The 25,376-nt window shown below is 32.2% G+C and carries 28 protein-coding genes and 1 other RNA gene; 21 read left to right on the plus strand and 8 right to left on the minus strand.

What is annotated here, in order from left to right:
• A partial coding sequence (locus tag CHB81_RS02265; RefSeq protein ID WP_141130351.1) for a hypothetical protein occupies window positions 1–1,640 on the minus strand: 1,640 nt, incomplete at its 3' end.
• Window positions 1,641–1,808: 168 nt separating this feature from the next.
• A complete protein-coding gene (locus tag CHB81_RS02270) occupies window positions 1,809–2,156 on the minus strand; it encodes a hypothetical protein (RefSeq protein ID WP_089350276.1) in 348 nt (115 codons plus the stop codon).
• 497 nt (window positions 2,157–2,653) lie between these two features.
• On the opposite strand from CHB81_RS02270, the gene CHB81_RS02275 reads away from it, so the two are divergent.
• The 7 genes from CHB81_RS02275 to CHB81_RS02305 all read left to right on the plus strand — a co-directional run bounded on the left by CHB81_RS02275 (window position 2,654) and on the right by CHB81_RS02305 (window position 9,309).
• Complete coding sequence (locus CHB81_RS02275; protein WP_089350277.1) at window positions 2,654–3,139, plus strand: histidine phosphatase family protein; 486 nt, start codon at window positions 2,654–2,656, stop codon at window positions 3,137–3,139.
• 7 nt (window positions 3,140–3,146) lie between these two features.
• On the plus strand, window positions 3,147–5,228 hold the full coding sequence (ppk1, locus tag CHB81_RS02280) for a polyphosphate kinase 1 (RefSeq protein WP_165902267.1): 2,082 nt from the start codon (window positions 3,147–3,149) through the stop codon (window positions 5,226–5,228).
• A 35-nt stretch (window positions 5,229–5,263) separates the two neighbouring features.
• Window positions 5,264–6,154, plus strand: a complete 891-nt coding sequence (locus CHB81_RS02285; RefSeq protein ID WP_089350279.1) for a Ppx/GppA phosphatase family protein — start codon at window positions 5,264–5,266, stop codon at window positions 6,152–6,154.
• A gap of 197 nt (window positions 6,155–6,351) precedes the next feature.
• Window positions 6,352–6,933, plus strand: a complete 582-nt coding sequence (locus tag CHB81_RS02290; protein ID WP_089350280.1) for a TMEM175 family protein — start codon at window positions 6,352–6,354, stop codon at window positions 6,931–6,933.
• Between the two features lie 138 nt (window positions 6,934–7,071).
• Entirely contained in the window at window positions 7,072–7,632 is a 561-nt protein-coding gene (locus CHB81_RS02295; RefSeq protein WP_089350281.1) for a Crp/Fnr family transcriptional regulator, read from the plus strand.
• Window positions 7,633–7,695: 63 nt separating this feature from the next.
• Entirely contained in the window at window positions 7,696–8,724 is a 1,029-nt protein-coding gene (locus CHB81_RS02300; RefSeq protein ID WP_089350282.1) for a saccharopine dehydrogenase, read from the plus strand.
• A gap of 6 nt (window positions 8,725–8,730) precedes the next feature.
• Window positions 8,731–9,309: an NAD(P)H-dependent oxidoreductase gene (locus tag CHB81_RS02305; protein ID WP_089350283.1), complete on the plus strand. Its 579-nt coding sequence runs from the start codon at window positions 8,731–8,733 to the stop codon at window positions 9,307–9,309.
• A gap of 106 nt (window positions 9,310–9,415) precedes the next feature.
• Here CHB81_RS02305 and CHB81_RS02310 read toward each other — a convergent pair whose 3' ends face one another.
• Both CHB81_RS02310 and dnaX read right to left on the minus strand, forming a co-directional pair.
• Window positions 9,416–9,760 (minus strand): DNA polymerase III, encoded by a 345-nt coding sequence (locus tag CHB81_RS02310; RefSeq protein ID WP_089350284.1) that lies wholly within the window; start codon window positions 9,758–9,760, stop codon window positions 9,416–9,418.
• 308 nt (window positions 9,761–10,068) lie between these two features.
• Complete coding sequence (gene dnaX, locus CHB81_RS02315) at window positions 10,069–11,154, minus strand: DNA polymerase III subunit gamma/tau (protein WP_089350285.1); 1,086 nt, start codon at window positions 11,152–11,154, stop codon at window positions 10,069–10,071.
• A 482-nt stretch (window positions 11,155–11,636) separates the two neighbouring features.
• Here dnaX and CHB81_RS02320 point away from each other — a divergent pair, with 482 nt between their 5' ends.
• From CHB81_RS02320 to CHB81_RS02360, 9 genes are all read left to right on the plus strand, one after another.
• Window positions 11,637–12,035 carry an NIPSNAP family protein gene (locus tag CHB81_RS02320; protein ID WP_089350286.1) on the plus strand — a complete coding sequence of 133 codons (399 nt, stop codon included), beginning with the start codon at window positions 11,637–11,639 and terminating at the stop codon, window positions 12,033–12,035.
• 111 nt (window positions 12,036–12,146) lie between these two features.
• Entirely contained in the window at window positions 12,147–12,650 is a 504-nt protein-coding gene (locus CHB81_RS02325) for a LemA family protein (RefSeq protein ID WP_089350287.1), read from the plus strand.
• Between the two features lie 27 nt (window positions 12,651–12,677).
• On the plus strand, window positions 12,678–13,172 hold the full coding sequence (locus CHB81_RS02330; RefSeq protein WP_089350288.1) for a hypothetical protein: 495 nt from the start codon (window positions 12,678–12,680) through the stop codon (window positions 13,170–13,172).
• 30 nt (window positions 13,173–13,202) lie between these two features.
• The gene (locus tag CHB81_RS02335; protein WP_089350289.1) at window positions 13,203–13,832 is read left to right on the plus strand and encodes a hypothetical protein; all 630 of its coding nucleotides are present in this window, start codon (window positions 13,203–13,205) and stop codon (window positions 13,830–13,832) included.
• Window positions 13,833–13,904: 72 nt separating this feature from the next.
• A complete protein-coding gene (locus CHB81_RS02340) occupies window positions 13,905–14,372 on the plus strand; it encodes a hypothetical protein (RefSeq protein ID WP_089350290.1) in 468 nt (155 codons plus the stop codon).
• A 38-nt stretch (window positions 14,373–14,410) separates the two neighbouring features.
• On the plus strand, window positions 14,411–14,701 hold the full coding sequence (locus CHB81_RS02345) for a hypothetical protein (RefSeq protein ID WP_141130352.1): 291 nt from the start codon (window positions 14,411–14,413) through the stop codon (window positions 14,699–14,701).
• Window positions 14,702–14,703: 2 nt separating this feature from the next.
• On the plus strand, window positions 14,704–15,183 hold the full coding sequence (locus CHB81_RS02350; protein WP_089350292.1) for a cupin domain-containing protein: 480 nt from the start codon (window positions 14,704–14,706) through the stop codon (window positions 15,181–15,183).
• Between the two features lie 189 nt (window positions 15,184–15,372).
• The gene (locus CHB81_RS02355; protein WP_089350293.1) at window positions 15,373–15,855 is read left to right on the plus strand and encodes a BON domain-containing protein; all 483 of its coding nucleotides are present in this window, start codon (window positions 15,373–15,375) and stop codon (window positions 15,853–15,855) included.
• Window positions 15,856–15,862: 7 nt separating this feature from the next.
• Window positions 15,863–16,234, plus strand: coding sequence for a LysM peptidoglycan-binding domain-containing protein (locus CHB81_RS02360; protein ID WP_089350294.1), 372 nt, complete (start codon window positions 15,863–15,865; stop codon window positions 16,232–16,234).
• Window positions 16,235–16,594: 360 nt separating this feature from the next.
• On the opposite strand, the gene CHB81_RS02365 is transcribed toward CHB81_RS02360, so the two are convergent.
• Window positions 16,595–16,888 carry a hypothetical protein gene (locus tag CHB81_RS02365; protein WP_089350295.1) on the minus strand — a complete coding sequence of 98 codons (294 nt, stop codon included), beginning with the start codon at window positions 16,886–16,888 and terminating at the stop codon, window positions 16,595–16,597.
• 124 nt (window positions 16,889–17,012) lie between these two features.
• On the opposite strand from CHB81_RS02365, the gene rnpB reads away from it, so the two are divergent.
• The 3 genes from rnpB (at window position 17,013) to CHB81_RS02380 (ending at window position 19,690) form a co-directional block, all read left to right on the plus strand.
• An RNA gene (gene rnpB, locus CHB81_RS02370) (RNase P RNA component class A) lies at window positions 17,013–17,330 on the plus strand.
• A gap of 31 nt (window positions 17,331–17,361) precedes the next feature.
• Window positions 17,362–18,612 (plus strand): cation:dicarboxylate symporter family transporter, encoded by a 1,251-nt coding sequence (locus CHB81_RS02375; RefSeq protein ID WP_089350296.1) that lies wholly within the window; start codon window positions 17,362–17,364, stop codon window positions 18,610–18,612.
• A gap of 154 nt (window positions 18,613–18,766) precedes the next feature.
• Window positions 18,767–19,690 (plus strand): ketopantoate reductase family protein, encoded by a 924-nt coding sequence (locus CHB81_RS02380; protein WP_089350297.1) that lies wholly within the window; start codon window positions 18,767–18,769, stop codon window positions 19,688–19,690.
• A 1-nt stretch (window position 19,691) separates the two neighbouring features.
• Here the strand turns inward: CHB81_RS02380 and CHB81_RS02385 are convergent, their stop codons facing one another.
• The gene (locus tag CHB81_RS02385) at window positions 19,692–19,886 is read right to left on the minus strand and encodes a hypothetical protein (protein ID WP_008467912.1); all 195 of its coding nucleotides are present in this window, start codon (window positions 19,884–19,886) and stop codon (window positions 19,692–19,694) included.
• A gap of 228 nt (window positions 19,887–20,114) precedes the next feature.
• Here CHB81_RS02385 and CHB81_RS02390 point away from each other — a divergent pair, with 228 nt between their 5' ends.
• Window positions 20,115–20,747, plus strand: coding sequence for a hypothetical protein (locus CHB81_RS02390; RefSeq protein WP_217899705.1), 633 nt, complete (start codon window positions 20,115–20,117; stop codon window positions 20,745–20,747).
• A 2-nt stretch (window positions 20,748–20,749) separates the two neighbouring features.
• Here CHB81_RS02390 and CHB81_RS02395 read toward each other — a convergent pair whose 3' ends face one another.
• Together CHB81_RS02395 and CHB81_RS02400 are read right to left on the minus strand one after the other, a co-directional pair.
• Window positions 20,750–21,445: a response regulator transcription factor gene (locus CHB81_RS02395; protein WP_089350299.1), complete on the minus strand. Its 696-nt coding sequence runs from the start codon at window positions 21,443–21,445 to the stop codon at window positions 20,750–20,752.
• A gap of 10 nt (window positions 21,446–21,455) precedes the next feature.
• The gene (locus tag CHB81_RS02400; protein ID WP_089350300.1) at window positions 21,456–22,814 is read right to left on the minus strand and encodes a sensor histidine kinase KdpD; all 1,359 of its coding nucleotides are present in this window, start codon (window positions 22,812–22,814) and stop codon (window positions 21,456–21,458) included.
• A gap of 268 nt (window positions 22,815–23,082) precedes the next feature.
• On the opposite strand from CHB81_RS02400, the gene CHB81_RS02405 reads away from it, so the two are divergent.
• The gene (locus tag CHB81_RS02405; RefSeq protein ID WP_089350301.1) at window positions 23,083–25,197 is read left to right on the plus strand and encodes an outer membrane beta-barrel family protein; all 2,115 of its coding nucleotides are present in this window, start codon (window positions 23,083–23,085) and stop codon (window positions 25,195–25,197) included.
• Window positions 25,198–25,376 lie beyond the last annotated feature (179 nt).

A 25,376-nucleotide genomic window follows, 5' to 3' on the forward strand; every position in this document is an offset into this window, starting at 1 on the left:
GCTACAAACTGACCGGATACTTTTACGATATTCGAAACATCAGTATCACAAGCATCAGTTGCAACAGGGAATAAGGCTTGTGCTGTTGCTAAAGCTTCCAGATTGCTACATTCTATTTTTGCGTTAAGCGAATTAACTTCAGTAGACCAGGTTGGCGCTGTAGTATCTTCGATTGTAATTACTTGCGTGAAAGTTTCAGAAGTATTTCCACAATCGTCTTTTACAGTCCAGGTATTGGTATAAGTTCCAGAGTTCACACAGTTGCCTTGCGCAAAAGTTCCACTTACTTTAGTATACGTTACTGTTCCGCTACAATTATCGGTTGCCACAGGAGCATTAGCTTGAGCAGTTGCCAGACCGGCAGTATCACTACATTGCAAAGTTGTATTAAGTGTTCCTTCTTGAGTTGTCCAGATTGGTGCCGTTGTGTCGTTAACAGTAACTATTTTTTCACAAGTAGAACTGCATTCATTTAAAGTAGTAGTTAATAATAATTTAAACGTTGTATTACAAGTAGAACCAGCTAAAACAGTTACGCTTTGTGCATTTGAAGCAGATGTTATTGTGGCGCCATTTGCAGTTGCTGCAGGCAAAGACCACGTATAAGTAGTCATATTGGCTGAAGCCGTATAAACATTAGAAGAAGACAAACATACAGGACCGGATGTACCAGTAATTAAACAATTCGGAGAGGGATTTACCGTTACGGTTGCTTCAGTTGTAGCAATATCATTTCCAGAGCATAAACCTGAATTTGAAAATATTACTCTAAATTTTGTGGTTTGCGTTAAATTAGTTGTGGTATAAGTGGTTAGACCAGCAGTGCTAGGTATATCTACCCATGTAGTGAAAGGAGCAACAGTTGATTGCCATTTAGTAACTGTAGAACTACCAGTAAGGCCACTTACTGTTAAAATAGTACTAGCCCCTGAACAAATAGTCGAGCTTGGTCCAACTGTTCCTTTTAGTGGAATTCCAAAAGTAAGCGGGGTATTAATACATTGACTTGAATTAGGTGAGTTACCACTAACAGAAGCTAATTTTGTAATATTGATTATACCAGGGTTATTTGGATCACAAATGTTAATTCCCAAACTTCCAAAAGGAATATTAAACTCTAAGAATGAACTACCAGAATTACAATTTGCATTACCAGATTGTGCGGCAAGACCGGGAGGGATAACGTTAGTTTGTGTTTTAACACTTCCATTTCCTGTATATAAAGTAAAACCACTTCCGTTAGAATTAATTTCTAAGATATATTCAGCACCAGCTACACTAATGGTACCTCCAAATGAATCCGATGTTAATCCGGTTAAAGGATCATTATTGGTATCTAAGTACAATCTAAAGAGTGCCGAACCACCATTACCAATGTCCATACCTAATCTTAATACTTGATTTTGAGTATCAACTTTAGCGTGAATCGTTCCAATTTGACAAGTTGAAGAAGGACTAGCTAATAATAGTTTGCTATAAACAGTTTCAGTTGCATATTCATCACCAACTGCACCGGGTCCTGGGCAGTAATCTCCATCATATGTATTTTGAGAATAGCTATTTGTAATAAATATTAAAAGTAACGCTATCAAAACGCTTTTAATATTAATATTTTTAAAAGAAGAAGTAATGTTTTTCATAATCTCTAATTTTTAAACTTTAATACTTTTATTGTGAGACTTATATTTTTTTTAATCAGTTTTGTTTTGATTAAAAATTATCGATCGGTAATAACAAGAAATTAATATTTTAATAGATTTTCCTGTTTTAGATTGGAGCTATTCCTTTAAATACTTTTAAGTAAATGATTAAGTATTGATGCGATTTTTTGATTTAAAAGGATGATTCATTTTATACTCATAAGCAAGATTAAGTCCTATTACACGATTTTTAAAAGAATCTGTATAAGGTGGGATAAATACAATGTTTGGAGTATTTGAATTGCTGTTGACCTCTAAGGGAGAAAAATTATTTCTGCTGCGATCAATCTTTAGATTAAGATTGAGAGCCCAGGCTTGTTGAGATGAAATAATTTTAATCAAACAAAACAGTATAGAAAAAATGTTTTTTTTGAAGATATTTTTTTTGAACGAAAAAATAAACTTACAATTGCTAACAAATTTTACTGCCTTTTCAAGAGTAGATTTAGTTTTCATAACTTAAGGTTTAGATTTGTTGAATTTTTAAAAAATTAACATAATCAAAGTTATATAGTCTGTTTAACTTTGATATTTTTTGTCTGTAACTAACCTAAAAACTCGTTGAAATGTTCTTTTTTTGTTAAAATATACCTCTAAAAAGTAATTTTTGTGTCATTTTTTTGGAAAAAAACTAGTGTATTTTTTTTAATTTTTGATGAAAAAGTCGATTTTTAAAATAGTATAAATATCTAATAATCAATTATTTAGTTAATTTTTTAGTGATATGAATAATATCGATGAACTGTTTGTTTTCGCAGATGAAGTACACTTTTGATTAAAAGTTAGAAGTAGAATTTTGGTATTGTTAAAATTTTGAGGATTCTATATTCTTGTTAAAATTTCTCATTAATGTTAACAGAAATAAAAAATGAAGTAGTATTAGAATTTCTTTTGTAAATTAGAACTTAAATAAAAGATTAACCTCCTTGAAGAGGTTTCTAAACCTTCGGCTTATGAAAAATTTAATTTTAATACGGCATGCAAAATCAAGTTGGGAAGCTCCTTTAAAAGATTTTGACAGACCATTAATGAAAAAAGGTATTTTAGATGCACATGATGTATCAGCGACTATTTCGAAATTTCTGCCAAAGACATATATAATATGGAGCAGTACTGCCGCTCGTGCCACAGAAACAGCTCTTATTTTTGCTCAAAATATTTCATATCCTATTGAAAGTATCGTTTATAAAGACGACCTTTATACCTTTGATGAAAGACAACTTGAGAAGGTTATTAAATCATGTGATAATAGTTTCGATAGCGTTATTCTTTTTGGACATAACGAGGCTATTACAAATTTTGTTAATAAATTTGGGGATGTTTTTATAGAAAACGTTCCTACTTCAGGTTTTGTATCGTTACAATTCGATGCAGAAAGTTGGGACAACATCAATAAAGGTAAAACCCATAAAACAATTTTCCCCAAAGATTTAAAATAAAATACCAGTGTACGAACAGAAATATATCGATAGAGAAAAAAGTTGGTTAGCGTTTAATGCAAGAGTACTTCAGGAAGCTGCAGATAATACAGTTCCGCTTTTAGACAGGTTGCGTTTTGTTGGAATTTTTTCCAATAATTTAGATGAATTTTTTAGAGTTCGTTATGCTGCAATCAGAAGATTAAGTCTCTCCGGAATTTCTGGCGAAAAATATTTAGGAGGAGTTTCTGCCCATCAATTAATCAAAGATATTACAGAGATTGTTATTCAGCAGCAATCAGAAAGTTTACGTATTTTGAGTAATATCGAAGCAGAACTTGAAGCCGAAAATATATTTATCATAAACGAAGATCAAATTACAAAAGATCAGGAAAGTTATTTAAAAGACTTTTTCGTTCAAAAACTAAGTCCCGAATTGGTGACCATTATTTTGAATGATTTAGCCGAATTTCCGGTTCTTAAAGATACATTGGGATATTTGGCAGTTCGTTTAGAAATGAATGTGAACAATGAAATTCGTTATGCCGTTATCGAAATTCCTAAAACAATAAACAGATTTGTAGTTCTTCCATCAAATGATGAAAAACAATATGTTATCCTTATAGATGATGTAATACGTTATAATCTGGGGAATATTTTCAATATTTTTGACTATAAAAGTGTCTCTGCACACATGATCAAGATCACACGTGATGCACAGTTAGATATCGATAGTGATTTGAGCAAAAGTATGCTCGAAAAAATTGCAACATCAGTAAAAGATCGAAGAATAGGAGAGCCTGTTCGTTTTATTTATGATAATTTAATAGAAGAAGATACCCTTCATTTTTTCCTGGATAAAATGAAAATCGTAGAAACAGACAGTATAATTCCCGGCGGAAGATATCACAATCGTCGTGATTATATGAGTTTTCCAAATCTGGGAAGATATGATTTGCTGTATAAACCAAATGAGCCATTACCAATTCCGGGTTTGAGTTTAGGCGGAAGTATTCTGGAAAAAATCAGTAAAAAAGATTATTTATTACACGCTCCATATCAGTCATTCTCATATTTGACAAAGTTTTTGCGTGAAGCGGCTTTAGATCCAAAAGTGACAAGTATAAAAATTACTTTATATCGTTTGGCGAAGAACTCACAAATTATTAGTTCTTTGATTAATGCTGCAAAAAACGGAAAAAAAGTAACGGTTCAAATCGAGCTTCAGGCACGTTTTGATGAAGCTTCAAATATATCCTACGCAGAGCAAATGCAAACCGAAGGAATTGATCTTATTTTTGGAATAAAAGGTTTAAAAGTTCACAGCAAAATATGTGTAATTGAAAGAATCGAAGATGGAAAAACACGTCGTTACGGATTTATTTCAACCGGAAATTTCAACGAATCAACCGCTAAGATTTATACAGATGTTACGCTTTTTACCTGTCATCAGGGAATTTTGAAAGACATCTCAAAAATATTCGAATTTTTCGATATCAATTATAGAGTGCACAGGTACAAGCATTTAATAGTATCGCCACATTATACACGAACAAAATTTATTAAATTAATAGATCGTGAAATTTTGCATGCATTAGCAGGTAGAAAAACACATATTAAGTTAAAAATGAATAGTTTGTCTGATTTTAAAATGATCGATAAACTATACGAAGCCAGTAATGCAGGAGTAAAAATACAGCTTCAGGTAAGAGGAATTTGCTCACTGATTCCCGGAATTCCCGGAATGAGCGAAAACATTGAAGCCATTAGTATTGTAGATAATTATCTGGAACATTCAAGGGTTTATATTTTTGGAAATGCCGGTTTAACCGAAGTTTACATCTCATCAGCCGATTTCATGACCAGAAACCTTGACGGAAGAGTTGAAGTAACTTGTCCAATTTATGATCTTGAAATTAAAAAAGAACTAATTGATAATTTCAATATAGCATGGAAAGGGAATGTAAAAGTGAGATATCATTCCTATAAACTAGATAATAAATATAAGCCACGTAATCATCATGCCCCATTTAGAGCGCAGCTTGAAACCTACAAGTATTATCAAAATAAAATCGAGGTAATCGAGGAAGTTGTGCAGCGAACAAATTAATATAAATAACAAAATTTCAAAATCATAAAGTGAGCATGATTAATATAAGGAAATATGCAGCAATAGATATTGGTTCAAATGCCATGAGGCTACTGATATCAAATGTTGTAGAACAAGATGGCAAAGAACCGCAATTTAATAAAAGTTCACTTGTTCGTGTGCCAATCCGTTTGGGACAAGATGCCTTTACTGTAGGAGAGATTTCTGAAGAAAATATAGATCGAATGGTTGATGCTATGAAAGCATTTAATCTCTTGATGAAAGTGCATAAAGTAGAGCGTTACATGGCTTTTGCCACTTCGGCAATGCGTGAAGCGTATAATGCCAAAGAAGTTGTCGCTTTGATTAAGAAAAAAGCCGACATTAAAATCGAAATCATTGACGGTAAAAAAGAGGCTGCCATTATTGCCTCAACAGATTTGCATCATTTAATAAAATCTGACGAAACCTATCTTTTTGTCGATGTTGGTGGAGGAAGTACAGAATTTACTTTGTTCTCTGACGGAAAAATGATTAATTCAAGATCTTTCAAAGCCGGAACCGTTCGTTTGTTAAACAACATGGTTCATGATGTAGTTTGGGATGAAATCGAAAAATGGATAAAAGCCAATACCGCAGATTATGAAGAAGTAACCTTGATTGGTTCTGGAGGAAATATCAATAAATTGTTTAAAATGTCTGGAAAACAGCAGGAAAAACCGCTTTCATACATTTATATCAATTCGCAATATGCTTTTTTAAATTCATTGAGTTACGAACAAAGAATTGCTGAATTAGGTTTGAATTCTGACCGTGCCGATGTAATTATCCACGCAACCAGAATTTATCTGAATGCCATGAAATGGAGTGGAGCACGCCAGATTTACGTTCCTAAAATAGGACTTTCTGACGGAATCGTAAAAGCAATGTATTACGGTAAAATATAAGAGTTAGATAAAAGATGCAAGAAGGAAGATTTTTCGCCACAAATATCACGAACTTTCGCGAATTAATATTTACACATTGAGCACAAACAATTAGTGAAAATTTGTGAAATTGCTTCGCCTGTTCCCTTCGGTTGGGTCGTGGCGAACTTTTTTTAATATTTACTGCTCTAAAAAATATATAATATCTTATAAAATAAATGAACAAAACAAGACTCGAAGCCTTTAGTGATGGTGTATTAGCCATTATTATAACCATTATGATTTTAGAAATTAAAGTGCCGGAAGGACACGAATTCGCAGATTTAAAACCGCTGATTCCTAAGTTTCTAAGTTATATTTTGAGTTTTATTTATGTTGGAATTTACTGGAACAATCACCATTATTTATTTCACGGATTATCAAAAGTAAACGGAAAAGTATTGTGGAGCAATTTACATTTACTTTTCTGGCTGTCATTAATCCCCGTTTCAACGGGTTGGATGGGAGAACACAATTTCGCCAAAGCTTCAATGGCATTGTATGGCGGAGTGTTGTTTTTATCTTCAGTAGCTTATTTCATTTTGCAGAAAATTGTCATTAAGAACGAAGGAGAAAACTCCATATTAGCAAAAGCAATTGGCAAAGATGTAAAAGGAAAAGCATCTTCTATTTTGTATGTAATCGGAATAATTTCTTCGTTTTACAATGAATGGATTGCCGGCGCAGCTTACTTTATAGTGGCTTTATTATGGCTAATTCCAGATAAAAGAATAGAACGCGCTTTTGCCTCTAAAAATTAATTTCATTTTAATGGTTTAGTTTCTCTATTATTAAAAGCTCCAACGGAGCATTATATTTTTATAAAAGAAGATCAGATCCCAGCCAAAGGGATATAATAATATAATATAATATAATATAATAAATAATTTTGTTCCTTAATGAAAACCGTTTTTCAATCTATTCAAGTTTTACCTCAGGAAGAATTAGAGCAATTAGATGCATTAATTACTGTTCGAAAACTCAAAAAAGGCGAACCTTTATTGATGGAAAATCAGGTTTGCAATGAAATCTATTTTATCAAAAAAGGAATTTTAAGATCCTATTTTTTCAATCATCAAGGCGATGAAATCACGAATTGTTTTGCATTCGAAAATGAATTTATGGCGTCCTTTTCCAGTTTTATAACTCAAAATGCTGCCGAAGAAAATATTCAGGCTTTAGCCGATACAGAACTACAGGTTTTAAGTCGGGAAAGTTTGGAGAAACTGTATACCTTAGGAAATCATTGGCAGGAAATCGGACGTAAATTAACTGAAATGGAATATGTAACACTTCAAAAACGAATGATTTCTTTTCAGAAACTATCCGGAACACAGCGTTATGAAGAGCTTTATCAAAATCATAAAAAATACCTTCAATTAATCCCGCTTCAATACTTGGCATCCTATTTAGGTGTTACACCAAGGCATTTAAGCCGAATCAGAAAAGCAATTTTATAGGACATTTGTCTGGTTTCTGAGAAATATTTGCTCATTATTTTTGCTGAAAATAATATTACAATAATGAGAAAAAATATTTTAATAATTGGAGGAACAGGATTAGTCGGTAAAGTCATATTGCGTATTCTTAAGGAAAGAAATCCTGATTATAACTTATTTGTTGGGAGTCGTAAGTTAAGTAATCAAAGAAATAGTTTGGTTGTTGATGTTGCTAATCCTAAGACTTTTAATGCTATCTTAGAAAATGAAATCGGTTTGATTGTAATGTCTACAAAAGATGATACCAATGAAATTCTGCAATTTGCAATACAAAATAATATTGACTATGTTGATATTACAAAACCAACTCCCGATTTGACTGTTGCATATGATTTGGCTAAAGCGCATAAACAAAATATTAATAGCCGAATTGTTTTTAGTTCTGGCTGGATGGGTGGCATTGTTGGTAGTTTGGTTGATTTCGTAGAAAGTGATAAGTCTAAAATTCAGGAAATAAATCTTTATATTTATTATTCGGTAAAAGATTTGGCAGGGAAAAGCTCAGCAAATTTTTTGGCACAAAATATATGTAAACCTTTTATTGTTTATGAGAATAATAAAGCTAAAAATGTCAAGCATTTTTTGAATTCAGAAAAATTTGATTTTTCGTTCGGAATAGGAAAGAGACAAGTTTATAATTTAGATGTTCCGGATTTATTCATTTTAAACCAGGTGGAGAAAATACCAACCGTTTGGGTTAAAATGACTTATAATTCTAAATTTGTTACCCGTTTAATGGGGTATTTTCAATCCTTTAAAATTTTTAATATCATGTCTTTAAAAGAAAGGCAGCTATTGTTTGGTTCAAGTGGAAATGGTGATCAGACCATTTTTGAAATTGTTATTAAAACTCAGCAAAAAACAAAGAAAATTAGTTTGCAAAGTGTGAAAGGTCAAGCCGAATTAACAGCATTATCGACAGTTTTGCATATAGAGAAAATGTTAAGTAAAACAGTGTTAGGTGGAATTTATTTTAGTCATCAAATGCATTCATCTCAGGAAGTTTACGAAGCATTAGAAAGTTATCATACAATTAATATTAAAAGAAACTAGTTGAAGATGAAGAAAATACTGATTATAAACGGGCACCCAAATCCGTTAAGCTTTAATTTTGGAATAGCCGATTCTTACTTAAAAGGAGCAATTGCTTCCGGAGCAGAAGTAGATACAATAACGATTGCCGATTTAAAGTTTAATCCCAATTTGCAATTTGGTTATCAAAAACGAACTGAATTAGAACCTGATTTATTAGAATCGTGGGAGAAAATTAAAAAAGCAGATCATCTCGTTTGGATTCATCCCGTTTGGTGGGGCGGACTTCCTGCAATCACAAAAGGATTTATAGATCGTTTGTTTTTGCCTGGAATGGCATTTCAATATCGTGAAAATTCGGTTTGGTGGGATAAATTACTAATAGGAAAAACGGCTCATATTATTACAACTTTAGATCAGCCAGGCTGGTATTACAGATTATTCTATGGGCGGCCAAGCGTTAATCAATTAACGAAATCTACTTTAGGATTTTGCGGAGTAAAACCCGTAAAAGTCACCTATATTGGAATTATAAAAACTTCGGATGATTCTCAAAGAAAAAAATGGCTACAGAAAGTCTATGAATTTGGATTGAAAAACAAATAGAAAAGTTCAGCCACGAATTTCCCGAATCTACACGAATTTTTTATGTACAATGTTTTACATACTAATTAGTGAAAATTAGTGAAATTCGTGGCAAAAAAAAAATATTTTATGAAGTTAAATCCAATCCAAATGTAGAACGCAAAAGGTCTAGATTTGGGTTGATTTCCATTAAACGATTGTATCGATCCTGATCGTTTAGGCTTCGTTTGATTTCGACCGCTTCATTTACATTAACTTGAATTGTGATATCGTGATTGTGTAAATGTCCTTTTAAATGCCCTAAAAGACCATGAATCTGACTTTCAAAATCTAATTTAGAACCTTCATTAGGTAATTCAAGAGTAATGGTAGTTCCGTTAAGAGTTGGGTCGTTAATTAGTAACAACGCCTCCATAATTTTGAAACCTTTATCGCCCAAACGTTGTGCATATTTATTCCATTGCACTAACATTTCAGTCTCTGTAAATTCTTCCGTAGGTAATACAGAAGTGGGTTTTACATAAGCTTTAGTGTTCGCTTCCAGTTCTTTTTTCTTGCGAATACTGGATAAAGAAAAAGCCGAAATTTTAGGTTCGTTACTTGTTTCAGGTTTTGGAGCTTGAGGAGTTTCTTCTTTTGAAGTTTTTGCAGTTTCTGTTGAACTTACTGCGTTTTCAACTTTAGAAGTTGGATTTGCGGTTTCAGCACTTTGGGTCTGAGATTTTGGATTTTGAACTTCAACTATAGAATAACCGCCATTTTTATAATAAGTAGGCGGAATTATGAATTGCTCAACTTTTTTTTTTCTCCATCAAAGTTGATAGAGGCCAACTGCATCAAGCATAATTCGACTAAAAGGCGTTGGTTTTGACTTAGTTTGTATTTCAAATCACAGTCATTTGCAATATCGATTCCTTTTAATAAAAAGTCCTGCGAACATTTTTGAGCTTGCACACCATACATTTGCTGCGCTTGTTCTCCAACTTCAAGTAAAGCAATTGTGGCAGGAGTTTTACTTACCAATAAATCCCTAAAATGCGAAGCCAGACCAGCAATAAAATGATGTCCGTCAAAACCTTTTGCAAGAATATCATTGTATGCCAATAAAAGATCCGGAATCTTATTTTCCAGAAGTAAATCAGTAATGCTAATATAAGTTTCGTAATCTAAAACGTTTAAGTTTTCGGTTACAGCCTGACGTGTTAAATTAGTTCCGCAATACGAAACGACACGGTCAAAAATAGATAAAGCGTCACGCATTGCGCCGTCAGCCTTTTGAGCAATAATGTGCAATGCATCGTCTTCAAAGTTGATTCCCTGACTTGTTGCAACTTCTGCTAAATGTTCTTTAGCATCTTTTACCGTAATTCTTTTGAAATCAAATATCTGACAACGAGATAAAATCGTTGGAATAATTTTGTGTTTCTCTGTTGTTGCTAAAATAAAAATAGCATGTTTTGGCGGTTCTTCTAATGTTTTCAAAAAAGCATTAAAAGCAGCCGAAGACAACATATGAACCTCGTCAATAATATACACTTTGTATTGTCCGGTTTGTGGCGGGATTCGAACCTGATCAATAAGGTTACGGATATCATCAACCGAGTTGTTTGAAGCCGCATCTAACTCAAAAACGTTAAAAGCAAAATCTTCGTTAGGATCGTCATATCCGGGCTGATTTATTTTTCGAGCCAAAATACGCGCACAAGTTGTTTTTCCAACTCCACGAGGTCCTGTAAATAAAAGGGCAGAAGCAAGGTGATTGCTGTCAATGGCATTCAGCAAAGTGTTGGTAATGGCTTTTTGTCCCACAACATCCTTAAAGGTCTGCGGGCGATACTTACGAGCCGATACTACAAATTGTTCCATATACTATTTTATTCGATAGCAAATATAGTCTGAAAATTGCCAAATCACAAATCTGAAATTCATAAAAAATCAAGAGTTTTTCGAGTGGTTTGAATATGAGAAAGTAAGACGATTTAATTAACAATTTTAGTATTCGCTTTCTGAAATTATACGCTGATAAAACAGATTCGCTAAAGCGAAAACACGGATTTTAACGGATTTTTTTCTTTGTATTGTCTTCCTGAGCGTCCCGATCCCGAAGCTTCGGGACGCAAAGAAATAGAAAAGCTTTGTCGAGCTGTATGTGTGATTTCTCTCTTCGGTTAGAAATGACAAGATTGTGAGTAATGCTTTATCTGACTGTTTGTAGAAAAAATAAATGTTCTGTATGATTTCCGTTAAAAACCTATAATTTTAATTTATATTTTTGTTAGAATGTAAACCTTTTGTTGTCAAGTGATAAACAAAAAAAAAGATTAAAAAACCTTAATTAGCCATCCTATATGAAACTATTTTTCTTGACTTTATTATTAATCACAACTTCAATTGTAAAATCGCAAAATACCACACAAACAAGCCCAGTTTATCAGTTGCGTATTTATGAAATTTTCGAAAACAACAAAAAAATATTTCATGAACGATTTCGTGATCATGCGATGCGTATTATGGAGAAATACAATTTCAAAATAATGTCTATTTATGAATCGAAATCAGATAAGAAAACAGAATTTGTTTATTTTTTAGAATGGCCAAATGAAACTGTAATGAAAAAAGCCTGGGCAGATTTTAAAGCTGATAAAGAATGGATCGAAATTAAAAAACAATATACCGCAAAATATGGCGATGTAGTTGGAAATGTCGAAGATCGGGTTTTGGCAAAAGTTGATTATTCACCAAATTGATAAATATTTTACATTGTTATTTTATAGCGAAAAAGTTTACTTTAGCATTGTTAAAGTAAATAATTATGGAAGAGTAGTGATTTCTTTTAAAGCTATCAGAATTCTATAAATATGAGAAAAATAATTACAATAACAATCCTTTTTCTTTTTCAAAGTCTAAATGTATTTTCACAGGAAGATCGTGAAATTAATCAAAATTGGTCTAATGTTAAAACTCAGTTAGAACTTAAAACTGAAGTGATCTTGAAATTTACAGGTAAAGTAAAAAAATCAAAAATCATAGATCAATCGGAATTAAAGCAAACGGAGATTTATAATACCGAGTTAAAAAAAGTATTAGAAAATAAGATACTTAATCAGGCAACAGTCAGTGAAATTAGAAAAAAGAATAATGAGTTAAATACTCATTTGGTAAGGATACTAGTTGGTTTAGAATCTGATTTTAAACTCACGAATGATGACTCAGTTATGTCGTTATACGACCAGTTATCGAATAGTGAAATTCAAATTTTGGCGGCAATTAAAAAACACAATCAATCTTGTGTAAAACAAAATAAAAAAGAATTGATATTCGAAATTCATGGTGAAAATAAGGCGCCTTCTGTTGAATTTTAATAAACTAAAAAATAATTACTTTAATCTATGCAACAATTCAACTTTAAAAATAACATCTTAAATCTAAAAGTTAAAAAATCGCCATTCGTAGTTAGGATTGTAATGTTCTTTTTTGCCTTTGCTTTTTTTATTTTTCCGGTGCTCGGCACTATTGTAGGTATTTTAACTGGAGGAGGAATGCAGTTTGGCTATTTAATAGGAATTGGAATATTTGGGCTGATGGGATTTTATCTTATGCGAGTTTCATTATGGAATACTTATGGAGAAGAAAACATTGAAATATTAAAGAACAAAGTTATTTACGAAGCAAATTATGGCTGGTTTAAAGATGGCAAAAAGGAAATTGCAATAGCAGTTCCAAAATATTCATTTAAATCTGTTGGTTATGAAGAAGACAATGAGGGCGTATTGGTTATTAGTGATGGAGTATCCGAATTGGAATCTGTTGTAAAAATTCCTGTTTCAGTATTAGAAGAATTACTATGGATTCTAGAACCTGTAAATGGTGAAACAATAAAGTAGAACTCAAACGTAATAATTTATTAAAAGTCTATGAAATCATATTTACAAGAAAGAAATTTTCATGCACCTATTATCTGGGAAGATGATTTAGATGATGATTGTCTTGCGAGATGGGCCGGATTAATGCTTCGTACCGAGTTGATAGACGAAGAAGGCAATTGGTGGTGGTGTGTTTATGATATGCTGGATGAAGAAAAACAAATTGACAGCTCAAATGAATATGAAGAAAGATGTGTTGGAGGCAAAACAGCAAGAAATAAAGCGGAAGAAACTTCTAAAAAATACCTCAAAGACAAAATTATAGAAGGAACATTAAAATTGGATCATTCTGATACTTCAAATCTTATGAATGACTTAAAAACATTAGGATGTTCTCCAATCGAAACAATTCTTTTTTTGAACAGAAACCTAAATATAGATTTATCAGAAGCCAAAGATTTAGTTTTTGATTCTGAGCATTGGGAAGGATTAAGAGAATCATCTGAAAACCTCACACAGGAGTTTTTGAATGCAGGAGCTGAAATGGCAGATCATGTCGAATATATTGATGGAGAAGTAGTATCATTAAGTTTCGACCTGACCAAAGAGGATGATGAAAATGAGAATAAACAGATAAAAGCCAATAAATCTTTTTGGAATAAAATAAAGTCAAAATTTTAATATAATGATGATTAGAGTAAATGCAAATCCAGTTTGTATGTAGTATCTAAATCAAAAATAAATTTAATTATAATGAAAAAAACAATGGTTGCAGCGGCAATCCTGATTGGAATTTTTGTTCTCTTTTTCGGAGCTATTACAATCTACTTTATGAATCTTGATTTCGTAGGTCATAAGGATCCGGAAACAGTAAAAAGAAATGTAGAGGCAAGGAAAAGAGAACTTTTGTCGGCAAGGTATTTTAGTGCAACTGAAGTGTGTGAAATTACTTTGAGAGACAATACCAATATCATGCTTTATGTTGGAGATCATGGAGTTGATCATTTGGTTTTTAGGCAATATTATATTTCAGGCGATACGATTATAATTAAAAAGGAACCCAATGAAGTTAAAGAAGAAAGAGATGAGATGGAAAAATACATCAATTCCGGAAAGATGCTGATTAAGAATGATAAAGTTTTGTTCCATATTAATGAAAACAAACAATTTGATACTTTGAAAGCGATGCAAATAAAATTCAATAAGATAATTTCAAAATAAAATTTCAATCCCTAAAACATAAACCAAAATTAAGTTATATGGAGATACATTCGATTCAACATTTTGAAAATATGCAAATGATGTGCAGATATTTTGAAGAAAAATCAAAATATGATGATTTGTATGTTATAGAGTTTGAGACTTCAAAAATTATAAATAGTATAATTGAAAGCGAGGAAGATAGTATTGTTGGAATTGAAAAAATATTAGATTTTTTAGCAATTGTCGAAAAGAGCAATCATGCTGGTGGTTCACATTGGCACGATTATGAAATTCATGTTTTAGCAATAGTAAATATTAATAGATTATCTGGTAATAAAGCAATCTAAAAATGAAAATTCCAATAACAACTGTAAACGAAACCGAAGGTCATAAATTAAAAATAGCCGGAGGTAATTACCGAATCATAATTTCGGGAAAACAAACTGATGGAGAATATGCTGTGATCGAAATGTCAGTTCCTCCGGGAGCGGGACCAAATCCGCATGAGCATCCTGATTTTGCCGAGACTTTTTTTGTTTTAGAAGGCGAAGTTTCTTTTAAATCGGAATTAGGAAGTTATGTAGCTAAGAAAAATTCTTTTGTCAATATTCCGAAAGGCGGAATCGTTCACGGTTTTAAAAATCTGAGTGATAAACCTGCTAAACTTTTATGTACAGTAACTCCAGCCGGACTTGATGATTTATTTGAGGAAATGGCAAATTATTTAGAAAATAGTTCGCTAAATTCTGAAACGGAGAAAAAAGAAAATATAGACAATATTTTTAAAAAATACGGACAGAAACTTTACTCTGAAAATTATTTAGATTAAAGATAATGTTTTGATAAATAATATCTTATAATTAATAAAAATATAAAAGTCCTGAATAATAAAATTCAGGACTTTTTTTATGTGCTAATTTTAAGAAATTAACAAGATTTAAAATTGTAGGATTATTTTGTAATATTTTATTGATTTATTCGTTAACTTAGAAGATTAATTAATTTAAAAAATATCATTATGAAAGTTAAATCAATTTTATTAGGTCTGTGTCTTGCTTTTTCATTAGTAGCCTGTGGTCCTAAAGATGCAGATATTCAAAAAGAAATCGCTGCAAAAATGGGTGATATGCCCGGAATGGAAGTTACTGTAAAAGATGGTGTTGCAACTATCTCTGGTGTTTGTAAAGATGCTGCTTGCAAAGAAAGCTGTGAGAGTATTGCTAAAGGAATTAAAGGTGTAAAGTCTGTAGTGAATAATTGCGAGATTGCTGCTCCGGAACCTGTGGCTGCTACTCCGGCTCCAGTTGAAATTAACCCTGATGCTGTTTTAACTACTTCGGTAAATGAAGTCGTAAAAACTTACAGCGGCGTAACTGTTGCAGTTGCAAATGGTGTTGTGACACTTACAGGAACGATTAAAAAAGAGCAATTGCCAAATTTGATCAAAAGCGTACAGGAATTGAAACCTAAAAAAGTTGAAAATAAGTTAACTATAAAATAAGAATGTTATGAGTTTACTGGATAAATACAAAGAGTTGACAGATTTAGCTACTAATTTAGGAACGGCTAATTTGCAGGTAAGAGAGCAGGATAATGTGCTATATGTTGATGGTACAGCAAAATCGGCAGAGGATAAAGAGAGACTTTGGGATGCTTACGGAAAGATTGATCCTGAATTTAGAGCTGCTGATGTAGTAATGAATATTGCAGTTGCCGAGGGTACAACGGTAGATTATACTGTTGTAGGTGGTGATTCTCTATCAAAAATAGGAAAAGCACACGGGGTTTCATGGCAGGCAATTTTTGAAGCCAATAAAGATATTATTAAAAACCCTGACTTGATTCAACCGGGTTGGAAGTTAAAAATACCAACAGCATAATTTAGTTTATGTACTGTTTTTAAAAGTCTGTCATTTTATGATGGACTTTTTTGTCTTGGTTTGGGATTGGTGCACGGATGACGTAGATTTAAAGGGGTTTTCGCCGGTTTTTTATGTCATTGCGAGGAACGAAGCAATCTTATTTGCTGAATCACTTAGTGTATGTAATAGTGAGGTTGCTTTGTTCCTCACAATGACTTAGATTGTGGTTAATTACTTTGAAAGCATAATTTTCTAATGAAACTTAAAGCCCTAGCCCTGATAGAAGCGAAAATCCTTTTATGGCGGTCCCGAGGCTTCGGGAGCCATAAAAGATTGAAGCGTCCCGAAGCTTCGGGAGCAGGAATAGCTACTTAAAAATCACCTGCCCTTTATACTCAGATCGAATAAAAATTTTGCGGTTTCCTGATCAGAGTCGGCGGAGAAACCTGCTACATAAACGCCCTTTTTGCCTGAACTCGATTTAATTCCGTATACAACTGCCTCATCGCCTGGGTCCGAATCCCCCTCGTATCGATACACATGAACAATTTCAAATTTTTCAGGATTTTTTTTAATCAGATCCGAGTTTAGATTAAAATCACATGTAAATCCTTTTTCATTCAATTGATCTAAAGCTTTTGAAACAGTTGCGTAATGATACATTCTAATCATAATAATTGAATTTTAAAATTATGGATTTTAAAGATAACTAATTTAAAATTAAAAAGTTATGAAAATGAGGGTAAAATCTAAAATTTAAAATCATTATTCTTAGTTGATAAATCGTTACTTTTGCGCCGCAGACCGCCTTATCGTCGCTCAATTCGTTGGGGGGAGGAAAGTCCGGACACCAGAGAGAAGCATAGCGGGTAACGCCCGTCGGTCCCGATTCATCGGGACAAGGACAAGTGCAACAGAAAGTATGTACAGGTAATGCTGTAGTGAAACCAGGTAAACTCTATGCGGTGAAATACCAAGTATATCAGCATTTAAGGGCTTCTCGTCCGTTGTTGAAGGGTAGGTAGCTTGAGTCCCGTAGTAATGCGGGATCTAGATAAATGATAAGGCTCTGATTTATCAGAGACAGAATCCGGCTTATAGGTCTGCATTTTTTATATATTTGTGATAGTCTCTAATCTATTTTCATGAATATAACTACTCCTGATTCTGTTGGGAAAACCAAGCAAAGTCTTTTTAAAACTGTAATTACAAACCTTACTTTTTGGGTTTTAATTGCTATTATTGCCGGGATATTACTCGGACATTTTTCACCTGAAAATGGTGTGAAAATGGAAATCTTAGGAGCAAAATTTATTGCACTGATCAAACTTTTTATCGGACCAATTATTTTTCTGACCATTGTTTTGGGAATTTCGGGAATGGGAAATCTTAAAAAAGTAGGCCGAATTGGTGTAAAAGCACTTGGATATTTTGAAGTAGTTTCGACAGTAGCGTTGGCAATTGGTGTTGGCGTTGCTTATCTTTTTAAACCCGGAAAAATTGATAAATCGGCATTGACTCTTGGAGATGCCAGTCAATATACAAAAGGTGCGGCAGAACATTTTTCGTGGCTTCAGTTTTTCTTTTCAAATTTTACATTACAAGTTCTTTTGGCTGCAATTGTTTGTGGTATTGCATTAAATTTTTATAAAAAGAGAGAACAGACAATTCTGGTTTTAGAACGCTTCTCTAAAGTCGTTTTCACAGGTTTGAAATATGTCATGTATCTCGCTCCAATTGGTGCTTTTGGCGGAATGGCTTTTACGATTGGTAAATTTGGGTTACAAACGTTGATTCCGCTTGGAAAATTGATGTTATGTGTTTACCTGACGATGGCGCTGTTTGTGTTTTTAGTTTTAGGAAGTATCTTGAGATATTATAAAATTAGTATTCTTTCGATTTTAAAATACATTAAGGAAGAACTTTTATTGGTTCTTGGAACTTCATCTTCTGAAGCCGCTTTGCCAAGTATTATGGTGAAATTAGAACAAATGGGCTGCAGTAAATCTGTGGTAGGTTTGGTGATTCCAACAGGTTATTCATTTAATCTCGACGGAACTTCGATTTACTTGTCAATGTCGGTGATATTTTTGGCGCAATTGTATGATGTACATTTGAGTTTTTTCGAAATACTGAGCGTAATCGGAATCCTGATGGTGACTTCAAAAGGTGCTGCGGGTGTTACCGGAAGCGGATTTATAGTTCTGGCGTCGACTTTGACGGCTTTGCATAAAATTCCGGTCGAAGGTTTGGCCTTTTTACTGGGCGTTGATAAATTTATGAGTGAAGCCCGAGCCATAACAAATTTGATAGGAAATACAGTCGCGACAATTATAATTTCGAAATCAGAACGTGATTTTACAGAGTTGAATCTGGAACCTGTTTTGGAGGAATAATTTGGTTTGCGTGATGGCATGCGGGTGACACGGATTCGCTTTCGCTAAAGCACGGATTTAGGCGGATTTTTTTATTCTCATTTTTGTCATCCTGAACGAAGTCGAAGGAACGCAAGTAGCTCCGCAATTTATTGGAATTTAAAATTTGGAATTTATGAAAACAAGAATAGGAATTTTAGGACTTGGCGGAGTTGGGGGTTATTTTGGCGGACTTTTGGCAAAAGCTTATTTAGAATCGGATGCGGTTGAAATTGTTTTTATTGCGCGTGGAGAAACTCAAAAGGTGATTGCTCAGGACGGATTAAAAATCGTTACAGATGAAAGTGAAATTATTGTTCGTCCAAAATTGGTTTCGAATAATCCGGATGAAATTGGTGAATTAGACTATTTAATCTGTGCCACGAAAACTTATGATATTGAAGAAAGCCTTCTTTCGCTAAAAAAAAGCATTGTTCCTAAAACGGTTATTCTTCCACTATATAATGGCGTTGATGCACCGGAACGTATTCAGAAATTATTTCCTGAAAATGTAGTTTTGGAAGGTTGTGTTTATATTGTTTCGATGATTTTTTCGCCTGGAACGATTCGGAAAATAGGATTTTTTGAAAAGTTGTTTTTTGGTTCTAAAACCGCTTCAAAATCAAAATTAGAAGAATTGCAAAGTATCTTTCAAAAAGCAAAAATTGAAAGTTATTGTGTTGAAAATATTGAAGAAACGGTTTGGGAGAAATTCATTTTTATTTCGGCATTGGCATCTGCAACTTCTTATTTGAATGAGAATATTGGCGAGATTTTGAGTAACAAAGCTTCTAAAAAACTTTATGCCAAATTACTGCATGAAATTGCCGCTGTTGCGAAAGCTAAAGGGCTGAAATTGCCAGATGATATTGTAGCGCAAACCATTTTAAAATTAGAAAAATCGCCAAAAGAAGCGACTTCGTCTATGCACAGAGACTTATTGGCGGGTAAAAATACAGAGGCAATTTCGTTGACACAATTTGTGGTAAAAGAAGGTGCTAAATACAATGTTGAAACACCTTTTTATAAAAAGATTGCAAGTGTTTTGTTGTCAGAATAAATTATGACTCATCTTTTGTGGTACGTACTAAACTGATTCCGGACATAAAGAATACGATACCAAGAATGCCGTAAATAATCAGTGATTTAATATCTCTTGTTTCTCCGGATGTGCCAGCGAATATTACAGCGGTGTAAATAAGACCAACTATACCAAGAATGGTTAACAAGCCTCCAAAAAATCTTTTTAGGTTCATGATTTCTAGTTTTTAATGTTCATTACAAATGTATTAGATAAACATTTTTAGCTGTTATACAATTGTTTATGAGATTTATATGATTTGCAGTACTATATTGTAAAGCAAAAGCTATTACAAAAAAGCTGTCTTGATTTAAATTTTAAGTAAGTTTGATAAAATAAAGTCAACTTAATATTTATGCCACAACTATACAGGAGATTAAAAAAATTATTCGTTCTTTTTATTTTGATTACAGCTTCAAATAGTAATGCACAAAAAATTCGCCCTTTTGTGGGAGCTGGGGCTTTTATGCATTTGTATTCGTTTGAAAAAGATTTACAATCATCACCAGCTATTAGTTTTTCTACAGGTTCAGAATATAGAGCGACTAGTTTTTTATCGCCAGAAATAGAGGTCAATTATATGTTTGGTAACTTTAAAGATAGGATCGATTCAAATAAAATAACAAATAGCACAAATACTTCTGATAGATCTTTTTCGACTGTAAATTTTAGTTTTACTCCTAAGATACTTTTGGGAGGCTGTGAGCAATCATCTTCTTGTATTTATCTGCAAATACTTCCTAAATATATGGTTTCATTAATTGATGTTACAGAAACTAAAGGCAATAATACATTAGGTTCATCTATAACTGAAAGAACTTTATCAGTATGGAAACAAAATTTTGGATTGGGTATTGGGCTTGTGGTTAATTTTGATTCTTGGTATTCAAATTCTTTGGCAATTAATTTATGTTACAATACAATTAACGTATCCGAACCTTTTAATCAATTAAATCCAGATACAGGAAAAACTGATAATGTTGGTGTTTATGGATTAGAATTTAAATATTATTTTGGTCTAAAACGTTCTAAATAGAGTTAAGATGAAGGTTTTTCTATTTTAAATTCTAAGCCAATATTACGAACACTTTCAATTTTGATTTTAGGATCTGAATTAAAATATTTTCTAAGCCTGCTGATAAAAACATCCATACTTCGTCCGGAGAAATAATCATCTTTTTTCCAGATAGACATTAAAATTTGGTCCCTTTTTAATAACTGATTATGGTTCAGATATAAATACTCAATAAGAGAAGCTTCCATTTCTGTGAGCTGCTGGACATGATTTTTATTATTGAGAGTTAATCTTTCATTATCAAAGATATAAGAACCAATTTCGATTATATTATTTCCGTTGAGAGTTCTCTTTTGTTCAATTCTCTTTAGAATATTTTGCAACCGCAGAACCAGTTCGTCAACTTCAAAGGGTTTTATGATATAGTCGTCTGCACCTAGTTTTAAGCCAATGATTTTGTCTTCTTTTAACTTTCTTGCCGTTAGAAAAATAAAAGGAATCTCAGGATTGATTGTAATTATTTTTTCGGCCAATGAAAATCCGTCCATTTTTGGCATCATGACGTCAAAAATACAAATATCAAAAGTTTGGTTTTTAAAATAGTCTAAAGCTATTTCTCCATTTTCTGCCCAGATTACTTCAAATTGATGCAGTTCTAAATACTGTTTTAAAATGGCAGCAAAATCAAAATCGTCTTCGGCTAAAAGTAGTTTTTTCAAAATATGGTAATTAAACTTTTAATAAAATAGTAAACTGAGTTCCTTTTCCCAAATCACTCACAACGCTAACAGAACCCTGATGCGCTTTTATAATTTGATTGACATAATACAACCCTAAACCTAGTCCTTTTGTGTTATGAAGATTTCCTTGTTCTACGCGATAGAATTTTTCAAAAAGAAGGGATTGTTTGTTCTTTTCGATTCCAATTCCATCATCCTCAATACTAATTGAAAATTGATTTTGGACTATTCTTGTTTTTATCGTAATCGTATTTGAACCATATTTTACAGCATTTTCCAAAACATTTAAAAAAGCCGTTGTCAAATGGAATTTATCTAAAACTAAAATTGTTTTCTGTGTTTGAAAATCAGTTTTAAGATTGATTTTTGGAAATGTAATTTTAAAATCATTTATAATCGAAAGCAGAAAATCTTCGGTTTCTATTCTTTCTTTTTGCAATTCAATTTCGTTTTCTGCAAGCGAATTTGCCATAACCTGATCGATTAAATGCTGTAAACGATTGTTCTGACGTGAAATTGTATTGACAATCGAATTGAAATTATCATCATTATCACGAATATTTTTTTGCTCCAGAATTTTGGTTGAAATTCCTAAAGTTGCCAAAGGCGTTTTAAGTTCATGTGTAATATTATTGATGAAATCGGTTTTTACATCGCTTACTTTTTTCTGTTTGATTAAAGCTTTAATCGCAATTACAAAAAGCGTTATAAGCGTTAAAATCGATAATAAAGACAAAATCAAAACAAACATCATTCGTCTTAGAATAATCATTTCCCAGTCGATTACAGAAACATACATCGAATCTTCTGTCAATAATTTATAATCCTGATTTTCAAAGGTTCCGTTTGTGGTTCCAACGTAACTTCGAACTAGAAAAGCATGATTTAAAGAAACCAGATTTCCGTATAACTTGTTTTGGATAAAAGGCTTTTCAGAGAAAATAGTGTCTGCTTTTTTTGTGTTTTGATACAGAATAAATTTATTCAGTACTATGGCAAAATCAATGTTAAGATTAGGTAAGTCTCTTTCAAATTTGCGTTTGATTTTCTGTGTCAATACATCCTGAAATTCATTGCCAAGAATACCGTTTTTAATATCAAGTTTGGTCTTTTTTCCTTTGATATAATTCTCAGATAAACTTTTATAAAGAGCTTCTTTTTTAGAAACAATTACCGAGTCGATATCGCTGTAATTATTTGAGATCTGAGCGATTTCATTTTTGATTTCGGTATGAAACTGTGCCACTTTATAATCGTAAGTTGTTTTTACCAAATAACATTGAACCGTTGAAAGAACGATCAAAGCGATGACAGAAAATGCGATTAATAAATTGATTCTTTGTTTCATTACTTTTTATGGCTCGCGGATGACGCGGATTAAACGGGTTTACATGGAATTTTATGCTAGGCAGGATTAAGAGACTTTGCAGATTTCTACAATAATTGAATCTGTGCAAATCCTTTTAATCCGTAAAATCCGTGGGCAAATTTTCAAGTCAAAAATAATGCTTTTATAGAACAAAAAGCACGTTAACTCCGCATTAACCTTCAATTAACCTACAGAACTCTTTTTTCGAAGCACTTTTGCAGTGTTTCAATCTAAAATCAATCAAAAAATGAATGTTTATTTGCCTTTAAAACTTATTCTAATTGTACTCTTATTTTGTTTTTCTCTTATTGGAAATGCTCAAACGGAAACTCCGAAAGACAGTATTTCCAATAAATTGAATGAAGTTGTAATCTCTCAGAATAAAAAAACTTTTACCAATACAAACGGAAATATAAAAGTAGATGTTGCCAATTCTATTTACAGTTCAATCCCTAATTCAGTTGATTTATTGGCAAAATTACCAACGGTTCAAATAAGCTCAGACAAAGAAAGTATTACAGTTGTTGGAAAAGGAAGTCCGTTGATTTATATCGACAATCAAAAAGTAGGAATGAATGATTTGAATGCTTTGGCTGTTGCCGATATTAAAACCATCGAAATCATTCAGAATCCTTCTTCTAAATATGAAGCCGAAGGACGTTCTGTAATTTTAATTACAAGAAAATTTAGTAAAAAAGATAGTTTCAAAACCGAGATTTCTGAGGTGGGTTCATTCAAAAAGAACTATAATAATTATCTGGGATTTAATTCTACTTTCAAGAAGAATAAACTGGAATTGAAAGCTAATTTTAATTACAATCGACTGAATCCGTGGGAAAGTCATAGTATCGATTATCAAATTCCAACGGCTGACATTGCGTCTAAATATGATGTCTCGGCCGAAACCACACGAAATCAATATGTTTTTGGTGCAGGTTTGTTTTACAAAATAAATGAAGACGATTATTTTTCGTTTAGTGTCAATAGTAAATTGCAATCGGATACTTTTCCGATTAATACAATAACAAATAATAAGAATAAAGATGTTGTTAATAATGTGGTGACTTTTACAGATAATGATAGTAAAAAGAATTTTGTAAACTCCTTTTTAAATTATCAGAAGAAAATAAAACCAATTGACGCACAGGTTTTTGCAGGCTTACAATATTCTAATTTTGATCAGTCATTGTATACCGATGTAAATAATAATTTTAATGATACCCAATTTGAACAAGCACAAATCAGAGATCAAAAATTTAAAATCAATTATTTTTCAGGAAGAATTGATGTAGAGAAAAAGTTTAAGAATGAAATGAAATTTGAGTTTGGAGGATTATATTCAGCTGCAAATTCTAAATCTGATGTGGCTATTTTTTATACCGAAACTGGTCAAGATGAATTAAGCAATTATGATTTTAAAGAGGAGAATTTATCCGGATATTCGCAATTGTCAGGCAAGATTAAAAAAGTCGATTTTTCACTTGGTTTCAGAGTTGAGAACTCAAACATAATTGGGAAGTTTAGAACTGATGCCGTACCATTGCTCGAAATAAATTACACCAATTTTTTCCCAAAAGCACAGTTTACATTTCCAATAGATAGTACAAAAAGTATTTCTGTAAATTATGCAAGAAGTATTTCAAGACCTAATTATTCCTCATTAAGTCAGGGTGCAACGTATATAAATCCTTATTTTTTATATGCCCGAAATATTAATTTAGGTCCAACATTTAACAACGAAATTGCTACCGCTTTTCAATATCATGACAAGTCAGTTAAATTTAGTTATTACGAAACTAAAGATCCTGTTTACAATAGTTTTTCTTTTGATGATCAAACTAATATAATGACTTTTAAAGATATCAATTTTGATAAAAGTTCTGGGTTTTCAGTTGATTTTACGCTGCCGTTTACTTATAAATTTTGGACTACGACAAATTCTTTGATTTTTATTTTAGAAAAAGTTGAAGATAAATCTGCAGAATTTCTGGCCTCAAAACCTTATTCTTATTATAGTTCAAATAACGATTTTAAGCTTCCAAAAGAATATTCATTTGTTTTAAATTTTTGGGGATTAACAAAACAATATACTGGGGTTTTTGAGACAAATCCCAGATTTATTGTTGATGCGGCGGTTTCAAAAACTTTCTTGAAGAATTGGAATTGTACTTTAAGCTGCAATAATATTTTTAAAAATAATATTGAAACCGAAAAATTCACAATCAATAATGTAAATTCTAAAGCGAGATATGTTGTCGATAATCATTTGATTTCAATTGCCATAAAATACTCTTTTGGAAAGGTAAAAGAAACCGAATTTAAAGAGAAAAATAACGATGAAAATCAAAATAGGGTTAATTAAATCAAGTTGGTATTTTAATCAGATTACGAATTAGAGATTTACCAAAAACAAGTAATTGTTTTTTGTTTTTTTGTTCCATCGGAACATTTCATTGGTAGAAAAAAATGTTTGCGATTTTATATCATTCCGTAGGGATGTTTGAGATATTGTATGTCGATTGTTTACGAATCAAACGTTCC

This window comes from Flavobacterium sp. ov086, assembly GCF_900187965.1.
GTDB lineage: Bacteria > Bacteroidota > Bacteroidia > Flavobacteriales > Flavobacteriaceae > Flavobacterium.